Source organism: Paenibacillus sp. NRS-1760 (assembly GCF_050467785.1).
GTDB lineage: Bacteria > Bacillota > Bacilli > Paenibacillales > Paenibacillaceae > Pristimantibacillus.
Genome location: NZ_JBITPK010000002.1, coordinates 14,761 through 30,680, shown reverse-complemented (window position 1 = coordinate 30,680; position 15,920 = coordinate 14,761). Strand labels below are relative to the sequence as shown.

At 46.8% G+C, this 15,920-nt stretch carries 11 protein-coding genes; 8 read left to right on the top strand and 3 right to left on the bottom strand.

Annotated features, from left to right (window positions below):
* Nucleotides 1–35: 35 nt before the first annotated feature.
* From cyoA to ACIFSR_RS00130, 3 genes are all read right to left on the bottom strand, one after another.
* Nucleotides 36–1,034, bottom strand: coding sequence for a ubiquinol oxidase subunit II (gene cyoA / locus ACIFSR_RS00140; protein ID WP_430053916.1), 999 nt, complete (start codon nt 1,032–1,034; stop codon nt 36–38).
* 287 nt (nt 1,035–1,321) lie between these two features.
* Nucleotides 1,322–1,606 carry a hypothetical protein gene (locus tag ACIFSR_RS00135; protein ID WP_430053913.1) on the bottom strand — a complete coding sequence of 95 codons (285 nt, stop codon included), beginning with the start codon at nt 1,604–1,606 and terminating at the stop codon, nt 1,322–1,324.
* 181 nt (nt 1,607–1,787) lie between these two features.
* Nucleotides 1,788–3,896, bottom strand: coding sequence for a transglycosylase domain-containing protein (locus ACIFSR_RS00130; protein WP_430053910.1), 2,109 nt, complete (start codon nt 3,894–3,896; stop codon nt 1,788–1,790).
* A 510-nt stretch (nt 3,897–4,406) separates the two neighbouring features.
* Here ACIFSR_RS00130 and ACIFSR_RS00125 point away from each other — a divergent pair.
* The 8 genes from ACIFSR_RS00125 (at nt 4,407) to argS (ending at nt 15,894) form a co-directional block, all read left to right on the top strand.
* Entirely contained in the window at nt 4,407–7,364 is a 2,958-nt protein-coding gene (locus tag ACIFSR_RS00125) for a carbohydrate-binding protein (protein ID WP_430053907.1), read from the top strand.
* A gap of 166 nt (nt 7,365–7,530) precedes the next feature.
* Entirely contained in the window at nt 7,531–8,574 is a 1,044-nt protein-coding gene (locus ACIFSR_RS00120) for a LacI family DNA-binding transcriptional regulator (protein WP_339205982.1), read from the top strand.
* 242 nt (nt 8,575–8,816) lie between these two features.
* Entirely contained in the window at nt 8,817–9,644 is an 828-nt protein-coding gene (gene speE / locus ACIFSR_RS00115; RefSeq protein WP_054025894.1) for a polyamine aminopropyltransferase, read from the top strand.
* A gap of 38 nt (nt 9,645–9,682) precedes the next feature.
* Entirely contained in the window at nt 9,683–10,552 is an 870-nt protein-coding gene (gene speB, locus ACIFSR_RS00110; protein ID WP_076271583.1) for an agmatinase, read from the top strand.
* A gap of 195 nt (nt 10,553–10,747) precedes the next feature.
* The gene (locus ACIFSR_RS00105; RefSeq protein ID WP_430053901.1) at nt 10,748–12,997 is read left to right on the top strand and encodes a bifunctional 2',3'-cyclic-nucleotide 2'-phosphodiesterase/3'-nucleotidase; all 2,250 of its coding nucleotides are present in this window, start codon (nt 10,748–10,750) and stop codon (nt 12,995–12,997) included.
* Between the two features lie 158 nt (nt 12,998–13,155).
* Complete coding sequence (locus ACIFSR_RS00100) at nt 13,156–13,665, top strand: DNA-deoxyinosine glycosylase (protein WP_076271584.1); 510 nt, start codon at nt 13,156–13,158, stop codon at nt 13,663–13,665.
* A gap of 79 nt (nt 13,666–13,744) precedes the next feature.
* Entirely contained in the window at nt 13,745–14,215 is a 471-nt protein-coding gene (locus ACIFSR_RS00095) for a DUF1934 domain-containing protein (RefSeq protein WP_430053897.1), read from the top strand.
* The gene (argS, locus tag ACIFSR_RS00090) at nt 14,215–15,894 is read left to right on the top strand and encodes an arginine--tRNA ligase (protein WP_430053894.1); all 1,680 of its coding nucleotides are present in this window, start codon (nt 14,215–14,217) and stop codon (nt 15,892–15,894) included. Before ACIFSR_RS00095 ends, argS begins: the two co-directional genes overlap by 1 nt.
* Nucleotides 15,895–15,920 lie beyond the last annotated feature (26 nt).

The window sequence follows — 15,920 nt, the reverse complement described above, 5'->3', positions numbered from 1 at the left end:
CAAACTCGCCTCTTAAGCATTTGCTTGAAAGCGGGTTAATGACCCGCATGAATATGAGCATTTAAATCTGGTTTGCTTTTCGTTTCTTTTTGCGTCTCAGACGTATCCGCTGTAATGGATTCTTTATCCGTTCCTGCGGCGGGCTCTGTTGCGGCTCCACCATGATGCTGGTGAGCGCTGCCGTCGCCTTTTACATATTGCGTTACAATTTTATTGAACAATCCTTCAGGGAAGCTGGAGAACAACTGCACATTAGAAGGACCTGGTTCAGTAAGCTTCTCGAACCCTTCCATTGTCAGTTCAGGCGATGATGCTTTAACCTCGCTTACCCAAGCTTTATAGTCCTCTTCGGACGTAGCATCCACCTTGAATGTCATTTTGGCAAAATCTTTTCCTGTGAAGTTAGCACCGGAGCCATAATAGCTGCCTTGCTCATCAGCCTGTAGGAATAAGGTCATTGCCATCCCTGACATGGAATAAATTTGTCCGCCGAGTTGTGGAACCCAGAAGGAGTTCATCGCCGTATCCGATGTTAACTGGAATCTAATCGGCGTATCTTCAGGAATCTTCAAATAGTTGACGGTCGCAATATCCTCTTCTGGATATTTAAACAACCATTTCCAATCAAGTGAAGTAACCTGAATCGTAATTGGCGCCTTAGCCGACTCAATCGGTTTGGAAGGCTCGAGCGCATACGTGTATTTGACGGTGACTATAGCAAGAACAAGGATCGCTACAATCGGAATACTCCACCAGGTAATCTCTAGCTTCGTGCTGTGCTCCCAGTTAGGCTTATAGGAAGCTTTACTGCCGGGCTTATCACGGTACCGCCAGACGATAACAGCTGTCAGGATAAGTACGGGCACGATAATTACCGCACACAGAATGGTTGAAAAATAAATCAAATCTTTCTGAGACTCGCCGATTGGCCCTTTCGGATCGAGCACGATGAATTGCTCGCCGCAGCCGGAAAGCATAACGGCCATTAGCATAATCAGTGCGGGTGTCAGCATACGAAGAAACGGTCTCATCATCAGTTCAACTCCTCAAAATTACTGCTTACGACTACAATAGCAGATCCACAAGGTAATAACTGCGGGGTTAACAATTACGTCAATAATTCGTCTTTATTCTGTAATAGAAAGTTCACGGCTTAGACAACTGTTAGATTTAGGAGCGTTCAGACAGTGAATTGTTCTTACATATAGTAACTTTACCCAAATAAAATTGTTTTGTCCCAGTAAAAGCAAATAGACAGTCGCATCTGGTCATTGACCGAATGTGACTGTCTATTGGTTAAGAGTGATGAAGTTAATTTTAATTATTGAGGCTCGTTAAAATCCTTTGACGACTGCTCTTGGTTAAGGCGTGCATGAACAAGTCCGATCGCTGTGCCAATAACATAAATATGAACGCTGCCGATTAGGAATCCGATGCCGACCATAAGTCCAACATTTTTATCGCTGAAATGGCTTAAGTTAATGAGGCTGAGTAGAACGCCAATAGATAAAACGATCCAAGAGATGGCAGTCATTGCCTTTACGAGGCACTTGACATCTGATTTAGAAGGCTGAATGTTGCTGATTGTTGCGGTTTTTGTTGTCATATTTAACACTCCCGATCAATTGTAAGTGTTTTCTTATCCATACTATACCACAACTTTGTGGTTTTGTTCAAAGAAAATTCACTTTTTGATCATAAGTTGGACAAAAATGCGCAAAGATCACGGTTGGTTCAATATTGGAAGGAACAAGAGCCCTCCTCATTAAAGGAAGGCTGCTGTTTGTTTAGTCTGTCCACCAGCGTTTCAAGTCATTCCACCAAGAGCGTCGTCCTGCTGTACCAGATCCATTTTGAGTGGCGTCACTGTCGTTATTTCCTGCACCCGCAGGCTCGCCGCATACATCAGTCGGCTCCGTTCCGCTGATGAAGGTTTCTAATCGTCTGTGCGGACAGCTGCTTTCTGCAAGCTTGCCGCTTGTCGGATCGATATACACGTTCACGATACCTTCCGGAATCGGGAAAATCTTCGGCGGTATGGCAGACAGCGCTTGCTCCGTAAATTTCGCGAAAATGGGAGCAGCTCGGTAAGCTTCGGCAACGGTTAATTTGCGATCCTTATCGTATCCTACCCACACTGCTGTCGCTAGTTCAGGCGTATACCCAACGAGCCATGCATCTGTTGGGGTCGTACCTGTCTTGCCTGCTATCGGCCGCTTAATAATAGAAGATACGCGGAAAGCTGTTCCGCCTTCTTCAAATACACTCTCCATTAAACTGGTCATGACATAGGCTTCGGCTGGGGTGATGGCTTGCACTGATTTTTGTTTCGCTTCATATAATACCTGTCCCTTGCGGTCCTCAATGCGGAGAATCGCAATCGGCTCCATGTGGATGCCGCCGTTTGCGAAAGTGCCAAATGCAGAAGCCATTTCGAATGGGCTGACTGGAAAGGTGCCAAGCGCAAGTGAAGGGACCGGCTTCATCGGACTTTCAATTCCCAGCTTCTTTGCCGTTTCAATAACTTTATCAGCGCCGACGGTCATGATGGTGTTAACCGCATAAATATTATCCGAGCTGGCCAGCGCCTGTCTCATATCAATCAGCTCATTCAAATACTTGTCACCGTAGTTGCGTGGTTCATACGTCTTCCGTCCCTCATCATATGTGAATACAGTTGGTTCACTTTTATAACGGGTAACAGGTGACATAAAACCACTTTGCAAGGCGGTTAAATATAAGAAAGGCTTAAAGGAGGAGCCGGGTTGGCGCGTCTTTGCAAACACTCGATTATATTGGTTGTTCTTATAATTTCTTCCGCCAACCATCGCTTTGATATATCCGGTGCGCGGGTCTATAGCAATGAGCGCCGCCTGCTGCTCAGAGTTTTCGGGAAAGCCCTTTGCAATGACCTCTTCAGCCGTTGCTTGCGCGGACGGATCAAGCGTTGTATAGATGGTAATTCCGCCCTCATTCAGCAAATGTTCATTAATACCTAGCTTGTCGACAGCAATATACCTGATATAATCGCGAAAATAAGGCGCAAACCCTTCCTGGTCGCCAGAGCCAAGTGTCTGGAAGCTCAGCATTTCCTTATAAGCGGCATCGGCCTGCTCGGATGTAATTGAGCCGCCTTCAAGCATCGCCTGCAAAATAGTAAGCTGGCGGTCCTTTGCATTCTTCATGTTAAGGTACGGCGAATAATACTTAGGGCCCTTCGGAATGCCGGCAAGCATCGCGCTTTCTGCAAGCGTGAGCTCGGAAGCGTGTTTATTGAAGTACATCATCGCCGCTGCTTCAATACCATAGGAGCCGTGGCCATAATAAATTTGATTCAAATACATGCCCAGAATTTCGTCCTTGGAGTAATTCATTTCAAGCTGAACCGTGTACATCGCTTCCTTCAGCTTGCGCTGCCAGGTTCGCTCATGCGTCAAATATAGATTACGTGCGAGCTGCTGAGTAAGCGTGCTTGCGCCTTGGCGTGCCGAGAAGCTTTGGACGTTAACCATAACGGCTCGCGCCATTCCCTTCATATCGAAGCCGCGATGATCATAGAAGCGGCGATCCTCAATAGCTAAGGTTGCTTCAATTACATAATGCGAAATGTCGGATAGCTGTACAGAACGGCGGTTCTCTCCAGCATGAAACGTATCGATGACATTGCCATGCAAATCAAGCATTTGAGATGTTTGGCTAATCGCAGTGACTGGCAGCGATTGCGTACGTAAGAAGATAAGTGTACCGGCCAAGATGAGTATGAAAAGGGTGAATGCGGCAGCTGCCCATCTCAACCATTTCTTCATTTTCAGAAATTGGGGAAGGAACCTCTCGGTTATAAATGGAAAAGCAGGCCTGCGGCGCAGCTTACCCTGCTGGTTGGAATTTTTTTTCATGGAGCAGGCTCCCTTCAATGCAAAACTTCGCTTTTCCTTAGTATGGAAAAACGAAGAACACCCTATTCACGAAGAGGAGCGTAATCGTAAATATTTGTAGAAGGGGATTAGATAGTTTTCATTATATAGATTGATATTCGGACTTTATTCAGTAGCGTGGCAAAAGAATGAGCAGCCTGCAGTACAAAAATAATAGGCTTGAAATTAGGATGTTGACGATAAGGAAAACGCATGATAATCTCTGATTAAAGGTTTAACCACGAATGACGAGCGTTATTTGGTTAAACGTTTAATTGGTTATCATAATCGTAAAATAAGGCATGGTATTATGCAAAGATCCATGAACCTTCCTTATTATGCTGCCAAGGGTTCAAAAATTGTTCTATTGAAAGGTGGTGTTGCCTGACATAGTGGATGACGATTTATGAATGCGTTTACATTATAATCGCACTTATTCAAATCAACGCAGGTAAATGAGCTTCTATTATATGAAAAGGATCGTGATGATTAATGACGAATAGCCTTAAGAAACGTCTATCCGTACTCATTATTATGAGTATGGTGCTCACATTCTTCGCGCAGGCACAGACTAGCTATGCAGCTTCTTACGAAGCGGAGTCGGCTTTACTCTTAGGGGGAGCTGTATACGCGAATGATCATACGGGTTATTCCGGTTCTGGCTTCGTTGGCGGTTTTATAGATGGCAATAAGGGAAATGCAGCTGCTCAGTTTACGGTAAGCGCGGCAGCAGCTGGGGTTCATAACGTAACCGTGCGGTATGCGAATGGAAATGGCAGTGCGAAGACGTTGAGCCTATACGTAAATGGCGTCAAAATGAAGCAAACGACGCTGAATGCAACCGCGAATTGGGACAGCTGGACGACCAGCACGGAAGCATTGACGCTCGCAGCAGGCAGCAATACGATCCGCTACAAATTCGACACGACAGACACAGGAAACGTAAACTTAGACAAAATTGATGTTGAAGCAGTGCCAGCTGGGCCAAACACCCTTGAAGCAGAAGCGGCGACTCTTACGGGAGGAACAACTATAGCTAACGATCATACGGGCTATACGGGAACCGGATTTGTCGGAGGCTTCACAGATGGCAACAAAGGAAGCGCGGCGGTACAATTTGCAGTTACGCCAGCCGCAGCCGGAAGCCGTGAGCTGACGTTCCGATATTCAAATGGAACAGGCAGCGATAAAACATTAAGCCTTTATCTGAATGGAACAAAGCTTCGTCAGGTTACGCTTCAAGCTACATCGAATTGGGACACATGGGGCACCAAGCTGGAAGTCGTTACTCTGAATGCAGGCAGCAATGCCGTTCGGCTTCAATTTGATACGACGGATTCTGGAAATATCAATTTGGATAACCTCGTTGTAGGTGCTCTTACAACAACGCCGACACCAACCCCTACAGCAGCTCCAACACCAACCGTGACACCAACGCCTACGCCTACTGTAACACCAACACCAACGCCGGGCACGGGGTTTGTGTATCAAGCGGAAGATCAATTTTTCTCAGGTGGAGTAACCAAAGCATCGACCTATTTGCAAAACTTTACAAGCGTCGGTGCGAGAGCAATTTGCACCGTTAACCGGACTGCGGAGGGGAACTCGGCTGTTGAGCTTCGCTACGCAAATGGAACAGGGGCGAGCAAGACGATAAATATTTACGTGAATGGCGTGTTTGTTAAAACAACAACACTCTCAGCAACTGGAGGAGCAACCACTTGGGGCAGTCAAAGCGAGACGCTGAGCCTCCGCAAAGGTTTAAATACGATTACGTATCAATATGACAGCGGAAATAGCGGCGGAATAGCGATCGATTACATTTCCGCAGCAGGTGGAATCAGCTTGGCGGCGCGGGGAGCAACCGTACCTTATCAAGAGCTGGAAGCGGAGAGCGGCACGACGAACGCTCAGGTGCTTACAGCAAACCGTACTTATTTAACTGTTGAATCAGAATCGTCGGGAAGACGCGCTGTAAAGCTGACATCTACTGGGCATTATGTGCAGTGGACAGCGCCACAAGCAGCTAACTCTGTTGTTGTCAGGTATAGTATGCCTGATTCGGCTGGGGGCGGCGGTACGAATGGAACACTTAGCCTTTATGTGAACGGAGCTAAAACACAGACACTCAGCCTAACGTCACGTTATGCATGGACGTATGGCGCTTATCCGTACAATGACAATGCTGCGAACGGCGAAGGACATCGATTTTATGATGAGAGCCGCTTCCTTGTCGGAAACATTCCTGCGGGGGCTACGGTGAAGCTGCAGAAGGATTCTGGCGATACAGCTTCTTACTATACGATTGATCTTATTAACTTGGAACAAGTAGATGCCGCCTACACAATGCCTGCTAATTTCGTGAGCATTACCTCCTTCGGAGCTGTTGCGAGCGATGCAGGTGATGATACGCAAGCGATTCGCGACGCTATTGCTAATGCGAAGTCGACAGGCAAAGCAGGCGTGTGGATTCCATTAGGCACCTTCCGAATGAATGACCGTGTGAATGTGGACGGTATCCATATTCGCGGCGCTGGCATGTGGTACTCTAATTTGCAAGGCACTAACGGGAAAGGCGGCTTTTATGGCGTAGGCGGTAATGTAACGATTACCGATCTTGCGATTACGGGAGATTCGCTGTATCGGAACGACGGTGCGGACCACGCTGCTTTCGAAGGAAACTTTGGAATAGGCTCGCTTATTCAAAATGTATGGATCGAGCATACGAAGGTGGGCTTCTGGCTGCAGTCTGGAACGGACGGTTTATATGTAGTCGGAGGTAAGATTCGCAATACATGGGCGGATGGAGTAAACCTTCATGGCGGTGTCAAAAATACAACGATCAGCCATTTAAGTGTACGCAATACAGGAGACGACGCCTTCGCGATGTGGTCGGACGGCTCACCGAATGAGAACAGCATGTTCCGCTATAATATCGCCCAGGTCCCTGTTCTTGCAAATACGTACGCCCTTTACGGCGGCAAGGACAACAAGATATGGGATAACATCGGTGCAGACACGGTGACGGCTTCTGCAGGCATCGTGGTCAGTACAAGGTTCAATGCCATTGCATTTAGCGGCACGACTGAAGTGAAACGAAATACGCTGAACCGTACAGGCGGCTGGGAGCGCAACTGGAACACGAGCTTCGGCGGTTTATGGATCTATGCAGAAAACCAGAGCATTTCGGCTCCAATCGTTGTCGATAATGTTCAAATTAATGACAGCACCTATGAAGCTGTGAAATTCAGCTACAATCAATCGATAACAAACGTGAGCTTTAATCAAGTGAATATCAGCGGCGCCGGCACCTATGGGATATTGTTCGATTCCGTTACTGGATCAGGGACGTTTAGCAATGTAACGGTCACAGGGGCTGCATCGGGAGGGCTATCGAATCCGAATAATCAGTTTGTAATAACTAGAGGTGCAGGCAACAGCGGCTGGTAGTATGCAGTATAGGGGAAGCAGGCGGCTCGCTTGAGCCGGTTTGCTTCTTCTTTTTTTATATTTTCGGAGTACAAATTTTAGTGCCTCCACAAATAAGCTATACTATGATAAAACGTTTAACTCAAGGAGCCGGATGGGCTTTGAGACGAAAGAGAGCGATAAGAGGATGAAAAATGAAGTAAGCATCGTAGACGTTGCCAAGATAGCTGGTGTATCGATTGCGACGGTCTCTAATGTTATTAACGGCAAGGGAAGGGTATCGGGCACAACGAAAGAAAATATCGAGCGGGTAATTATCGAGCTTGGCTACACGCCCAATCTGCCTGCTAGAAATCTAAAGACTCGGCGTACGCATCTTGTTGGACTGGTCGTACCGATGATGCAGCCTGGGAGGCTGCAGGACAACCCATTTTATTGGGACCTGCTTACAGGTGTAGAAGAAGGGGCTCGTGATCGCCAATTTCATATTATTTTATCGGGTATTGATGAGAGCACAGAAACATTCACATTCGCCAAGGAGCGTCGATTGGATGGATTAATCGTGATGGGGACGAATGAGGGCTCGCAGGCAGTTGATCGCATTGTAAACTTAGGCATGCCTGCCGTCTTTATTGATAGCTACTTGAAGCGGGAGGATCTATATCAAGTTAATTTAGAGGACAGAAAAGGAAGCTATCGCGCGATTCGTTATTTAATCGACCAAGGACATCGACGAATTGCGCTTTTAATTGGAGATATTCCGCTTGAGCGCATCACATATTACGGTGTTTTGCATGAGCGATGGTTAGGCTATAAGGATGCGCTGGCAGAAGCGGGTATTCCATACGACCAAACCTTAATGATCAGGCTCCCGACATCGCTAGAAGGTGGCTATTGCGCTGCGGATCAGCTCATCAAGCTTGCGGACGTGACGGCGATCTTCTCGTTTTCGGATGTAAGTGCGATGGGCTTGCTTAAGCGGCTGCGAGAACTCGGCAAAAAGGTGCCGGAGGACTATTCGGTAATTGGCTTTGACAATTTGTCCATCTCTAGTTTTACTTCGCCTGCGCTAACGACCGTCTCTCAAAATATTTTGGAGAAAGGGCAGGAAGCGATCCGCATGCTGCTCGATCAGATTGATGGCAACCCTGTTCAGGAGAGGTGCAAGGCATTGCCGGTAGAGCTGATCATACGTGAGACGACAGGCTGCGTGAAGCTGGCAAATGATTGAGAAGGACGTTATATAAAAGAACAGGTATGACCTTCTCAAGATGAACAAAGGCTGTCCCATGTTATGTGGAGCAGCCTTTGTTGTGAAACAGCATCTACATATCGTACGGAAAATCAGGATATTATACTTAATAAAATCTTTGAAAAACGTTAATACACGGATTGTCTAGAGTACTTGTAGTGATTTAATAATTTTACTATAATACAGGTTGAACGATTGAAGGAAAGAAGGGATTTAACACCATGGAATTGTGGTATACGGAAAAACAAACAGATAGCTTCGGCATAACGGCGAAGATCACTAAGACTTACGTTAATGAACAAACAGATTTTCAACAGCTTGATATGATCGAAACGGAAGAGTTTGGAACGATGCTTGTTCTCGACGGTATGGTTATGACCACGGTTAAGGATGAGTTCGTTTACCACGAAATGGTTGCGCATCCTGTACTTTTCACGCATCCGAATCCGGAGTACGTGCTTGTTGTTGGCGGCGGAGACGGCGGCGTTATTCGTGAAGTAATGAAACATCCGAAGGTGAAGAAGGCAGTTCTTGTCGACATCGACGGTAAAGTAATCGAGTACTCCAAAAAATACTTGCCATCCATCGCTGGCGAGCTCGACAACCCGCGTGTTGAAGTGCTTGTAAACGACGGCTTTATGCATATTCATGATCATAAAAACACCTATGACGTTATTATGGTTGATTCCACTGAACCGGTTGGCCCTGCGGCAAACCTATTTACGAAGGGCTTCTACCAAGGCATCTACGAAGCATTGAAAGAAGACGGTATCTTCGTTGCTCAAACGGACAACCCTTGGTTTAAAGCGGACCTGATCCAAAGCGTAAACAAAGACGTGAAGGAAGTATTCCCGATCGTTCGTGTATATGGCGCGAACATTCCTACTTACCCAAGCGGTCTGTGGACGTTCACAATGGGCAGCAAAAAACACGATCCTCTTGCTGTTGATGAGACAGCAATTCCAGAAATTGATACAAAATATTACACGCCTCGTCTTCACAAAGCAGCATTCGTGCTTCCTAAATTTGTTGAAGATCTTGTGAAGTAACAAGCGGCTACGCTTCAGGAAAGAGAGGGACATACCTCATGAAATTGGATCAAAAATATTCAGGCAATGTCTTCATTTTGAGCTCTGACAACTACGAAGCTTCCAAAGCGGTTATCTACGGCATGCCGATGGATTTCACGGTTAGCTTCCGTCCAGGCTCCCGTTTCGGCCCTCCTCGCATTCGCGAAGTGTCGATTGGACTTGAAGAATACAGCCCTTACCTAGATCGCAGCCTCGAGGATATTGAATATTTCGATGCTGGTGATTTGCTGCTTCCTTTCGGAAACGCAGCGCGCAGTCTGGAAATCATCGGCGAATTCGTTCGCGGTGTGCTAGACGACGGTAAAATTCCTGTTGGTCTCGGCGGCGAACATCTTGTTTCTTGGCCGATCTTCCAAGAGGTGTACAAAAAGTACCCTGATCTTGCGATCATTCACTTCGACGCTCACGCTGATTTGCGCGAGTCGTATGAAGGCGAGCCATTGTCTCACTCTACGCCGCTGCGCAAAGCAGCTGGTCTTATGGGTGGACAGAACATTTACCAGTTCGGTATTCGTTCAGGATCGCGCGAAGAGTGGCAATATGCACGCGAGAACATCAACTTCCATCCGTTCGAGGTTTTGGAGCCGCTTAAGAAGGTGCTTCCTGAGCTCGAAGGACGTCCAGTTTATTTAACGATCGACATCGATGTGCTTGATCCATCTGCAGCACCAGGTACAGGTACAGCGGAAGCGGGCGGCATTACATCGAAGGAGCTTATTGAATCCGTTCATGCCATTGCACGTTCCGGCGTGAACATTGTGGGCTTCGATCTCGTTGAGGTTGCTCCAGCTTATGATCCGACGGAGCAAACGCAAATTGTTGCGGCGAAGGTTATTCGCGAGATGCTTCTAGGCTTTTTGAAATAGTCATTAAATATAGTGAAGGCTTCACTGCCAGCGGTCATTTATCCGCGTGGCGTGAAGCCTTTTTTTTATTGTAAAAGGGCACTTTGGATTAACAAAATAAATAAATGACAATTCAGAATATTTAAATTAATATATTGTAGGAAAACATTATTTCATCTTGTGCTTGCAGCAGAGCATCTTATTAATAGAAAAAGAATGAAGGAGGCGTTTTTGTTGGTTAACAAATCGGTGTGGAAGGGTGCTTTAGCTGCTGCTATTACCGTTAGTCTAGGGGCTATGCCGTTCACGGCAATGGCTGATGCGGGTGCAGGCAATACAGTGCAACTGCGAATTATGGAAACGTCGGACCTGCACGTGAACATGATGAACTATGACTATTTTGCGGACAAGCCTACTGATGAATATGGGTTCGCGAAGACGGCTACGCTCATCAAGAAAGCGCGGGAGGAAGCTCCGAACAGTCTATTATTTGATAATGGCGATTTGATACAAGGAAATCCCCTAGGTGATTATGTCGCTACGGTTGATAAGCTGAAGCAGGGCGAGACGCATCCGGTGTACAAAGCTATGAATTTGCTTAATTACGATGCAGGCAACTTAGGCAATCATGAATTCAATTATGGCTTATCGTTTCTGGACACCTCGCTCGCGGGTGCAGACTTTCCTTATGTAAATGCAAACATTTATAAAGTAGATGGAGACAAGGATGAGACGAATGATGTTAATTTGTTTAAGCCTTATCTCATTATTGATAAAGAGGTAACAGACAGCAAGGGCGCGAAGCATAAGCTGAAGGTTGGCGTGATTGGATTTGTGCCTCCGCAAATTACAACATGGGACAAAGCTCATCTAGAAGGCAAGGTTATCGTTAAGGATATTGTCAAAACGGCAGAAAAGTTTGTACCGGAAATGAAAGCGAAGGGAGCGGATATCATTGTTGCGATTCCGCACTCGGGCTTTGAAGATATCCCGCAATCAGAGCTCATGGAAAATTCGGTGCTCTATTTAAGCAAAGTTGCTGGCATTAATGCGATTTTGTTCGGACATGCGCATAAAGTATTCCCTGACAAATCGTTTGAAGGAAAAACGGGTGTCGATCTCGCCAAAGGAACGATTAACGGAGTGCCTGCGGTTGAACCGGGCTTCTGGGGAAATAATCTTGGGATTATTGATTTAACACTGGAGAACAAGGATGGGAAATGGGCCGTTGTTGATTCGAAAAGCACGGTTAAGCCTATCTTTGATTCGGTAAATAAGGTACCTCTTGTAGAAGCTGACAAAGCTGTTGTCGATGCGGTGAAAGAGGATCATGAGCATACGCTGGCGTATGTGCGAGGGCCTGTCGGCAAGACGACAGCGTCAATCAACAGCTGGTTTGCTCTTGTTCAAGATGATCCATCCATTCAAATCGTTACGAATGCACAAAAATGGTATGTAGAGAAGCAGCTGCAGGGAACGGAATATGAAGGGCTTCCTGTTCTTTCGGCAGGAGCGCCGTTTAAGGCTGGCGGCCGCCAAGGACCGAACTATTATACCAATATTCAGGCGGGCGATATTGCAATCAAGAATGTTGCCGATTTGTATTTGTACTCGAATACTGTGAATGCTGTACTCGTCACAGGAGCGGAGATTAAAGAATGGCTCGAGTGGTCAGCTGGTCAATTCAAGCAGATCGATGCAGCGAGCACAGAGAAGCAAGAGCTGATCAATTATGATTTTCCAACGTACAACTTCGATGTCATTGACGGTGTGACCTATCAGATCGATGTTGCACAACCGACGAAGTATGAAGCTGGCGGCGCGCTCAAGAACGAAAGCGCGAAGCGGATCGTTAATTTGCAGTTTGAAGGAAAACCAATTAAGGCGGATCAGAAATTCGTTGTTGCAACGAACAACTACCGTGCATCTTCTAGCAAATTCGCTAACCCGGACGGCAAACGTATTATCCTTGCGTCCCCGGATGAGAACCGCCAGGTTGTCATTGACTACATTCGCTCCTTCAAGACGATTGATCCGGCAGCGGATGGCAACTGGTCGCTAGCGGCAATTAATGACACCGTGAACGTGACAATCAAGACATCACCGGAAGCAAAGAGTGCAGCGGAAGCGAATAAGTTGACTTCCTACACGGGTGATACAGCTGACGGTTATGCAGAGTTTAAGCTTAATCTAAGTGCGAAGTCAGTAGTGTTGCCGGTAGAACCAACAAAACCGACAACACCAACAACACCAACGAAGCCGACAGAGCCAGCTAAACCTGAGAAGCCAACGACTTCTGTTCCAACGACTCCTCAAGCTTCGGTTTATACGGTTAAAGCAGGGGATACTCTTTATGCAATAGCTTTGGAACACGGAACGACGTGGCAGAAATTAGCCAGCTATAATAAGCTAAAGAACCCAAATAGAATCTATCCGGGTCAAAGCATAAAGATTCCGGCCAAATAATCGATTCGCATTGATAAAAAGACGTTTTCCGCGTAATCTTAGCGGGAAGCGTCTTTTTCTAATACAAACAGAAAATGCGATCGTATGATCAAGGCTAGAATGGGCTTATAATAAGACGTTATTGCTGCTTTTAAAAATAGATTAGGGGGCTATACGACATGCGCATTTATTCGTTTCCGCCTGTTATCGATGAGCGATCACGCGTGCTGATTCTTGGGACAGCACCAAGCGTTAAATCGCTTGAGCATAAGCAATTTTATGGACACCCGCAAAACTTTATGTGGAAAATTATATATCGTTTATTTAATGAGTCAGACCCAGACCCTGTGTATGACAACCGTCTCGCATTCTTAAAGGAGCATCGCTTAGCGCTATGGGATGTTATCGAATCTTGCGAGCGCGAAGGCAGCTTGGATGTGAACATACGTGGAATCGTACCGCAGAAGCTGCCGGAGCTTGTAGCCAAATATCCAGAGCTGCGCTGCTTTGCATTTAACGGAAGCAAGGCATACGATACCTTTCAGAAATTTTATAAAGGGCATGAAAGCTTTCGAAGCATCACGTTACTCAAGCTGCCTTCCTCCAGTCCGATTCCAACTCCGCGTATGCGAACGCTCGAGGATCGTGTGGAGGCATGGCGTGAAATCGTACCGTTTGCAACAAGTTAACAGGGCTCTAGCGTTGAAATTCGGAGCCTACCTGTATATAGTAGTTACATAAGATTAGACTGATAACAGGAGCAAGATGATGGCAGACAGCAGGAAAGTGCGAATTACATTGGAGAGTGTGCAGGATGGAAGCTCGCATACTCATGCTTACAAAGGGGATTGGTTCCGCAAGGAGAAATCCATATTTATCCGCTACATCGAGCCGGCAGTGGAAGGCGATACAGAAGCTGGTGAAATACGGACGCTTATTCGATTCCGGCCGGAAGAAATGTCAGTTGTGCGGCGCGGCGCTATAGAATCGGAGCAGCTTTTTGTTCCTGGTCATAGGAGAGCTGGCAGCTATCAATCACAAATGACATCTTTATCACTTGAAGCAGAAACGCTGCAGCTGCGGCTTCATGCGCCGGGTGAAGATGGTGTAATGAAAGTGATGGACACATTGCCCGATCAGCTTCCTTTTACACTTGAATGGGAGTATGAATTGTACGTTGGTGATCAAATGTCGGGTCGGTTTCATATCCGGCTCCATATACAGGAGGAACAAAATTAATGAATGCAAATGTATTAGAGAAGATGTATGAACAAGTCAAAGCAGCGATCGCAGATGCAGCGGTAGCGGCTGGTTTGGCAGCGCGGGAAGAGCTTCCGGCGTTTGTGCTTGAAGTTCCTAAGGATAAATCGCACGGAGATTTGGCAACAAATGCAGCGATGCAGCTGACGAAGCTGGCGAAGAAGAACCCTCGTCAAATCGCTGAGGCGATTATTGCGCATTTGGATACGAAGCAAGCTTCTATTCAAGCAGCGGAAATTGCAGGCCCGGGCTTTATTAACTTCCGTATGGATAACAGCTATCTCTATCCGGTTGTGGCTGCAGCGCTTGAAGCGGGAGAAAACTATGGACGTACTTCGGATGGTTCCGGCAAAAGTGTACAGGTAGAGTTCGTGAGCGCGAATCCTACGGGCAGCCTGCATCTTGGACATGCTCGCGGTGCCGCAGTTGGCGATGCATTGTGCAATGTACTTGATTATGCGGGATATGATGTTACGCGCGAATATTATATTAATGATGCGGGCAAGCAGGTGGAGAACCTAGCTGTATCCATTGAAGCTCGTTACCGTCAAGCGCTTGGTCAAGCGGCGGAAATGCCGGAGGATGGTTATTATGGCGAGGACATCATTGGTTTTGCAAAACTTCTTGTCGAGCAAGAAGGCGATAAGCTGCTGGAATTGCCGGATCAAGAACGTTTTACGTTTTTCCGCCAGTTTGGCCTTGAGCGGGAGCTAGACAAAATTAAACGCGATCTCGGAAGATTCCGCGTCGGTTTTGACGTTTGGTACAGTGAAACAGCATTATACGAGAGCGGACAAGTGGAGCAAGGTCTTGCAACGCTGAAGGCGACAGGGCATGTCTATGAAGAAGAAGGAGCGACATGGCTGTCTACCATGACTTTTGGCGACGACAAAAACCGCGTGCTCGTGAAAAATGACGGCTCATATACCTATTTGACGCCGGATATCGCATATCATATGGATAAATACGGACGCGGCTTCGATCAGATGATCAACATTTGGGGTGCCGATCACCATGGCTACATTCCGCGTGTGAAAGCAGCGATGGAGGCACTAGGCAACGATCCGAAGAAACTGACCGTGTTAATTGCACAGATGGTCAGCTTGTTCCAGAACGGCGAGAAAATGAAAATGTCGAAGCGTACGGGCAAAGCGGTTACCATGCAAGATTTAATGGATGAAGTGGGCATCGATGCGATTCGTTACTTCTTCTCCATGCGGAGCATGGATTCGCATCTTGATTTCGATATGGATTTAGCGATCTCTACTTCAAATGAGAACCCTGTGTTCTATGTTCAATATGCGCACGCTCGGATTTGCAGTATTTTCAGACAAGCGGAGGAACAAGGCATTGTTCTTAAATCCACAGACTCTATCGATTTCAGCAAGCTGACTGCCGAGGGCGAGTTCGATCTTCTTCGTAAAGTTGGTGAGCTGCCGCAGGAGATCTCTGAGGCTGCAGCACAATATGCGCCTCATCGTCTTATTCGTTATGTATACGAGCTGGCTTCCCAGTTCCACAGCTATTATAGAGCGGAGCGCGTCATCACAGAAGATGCTGAGCAATCGCAAGCGCGCTTAGCCTTGCTTGGAGCCGTACGTATCGCTATTGCGAACGTGCTTCGTTTGGTCGGCGTTTCTGCTCCAGAACGCATGTAAGCTTTGTTTCATAAAAACAAACCGTG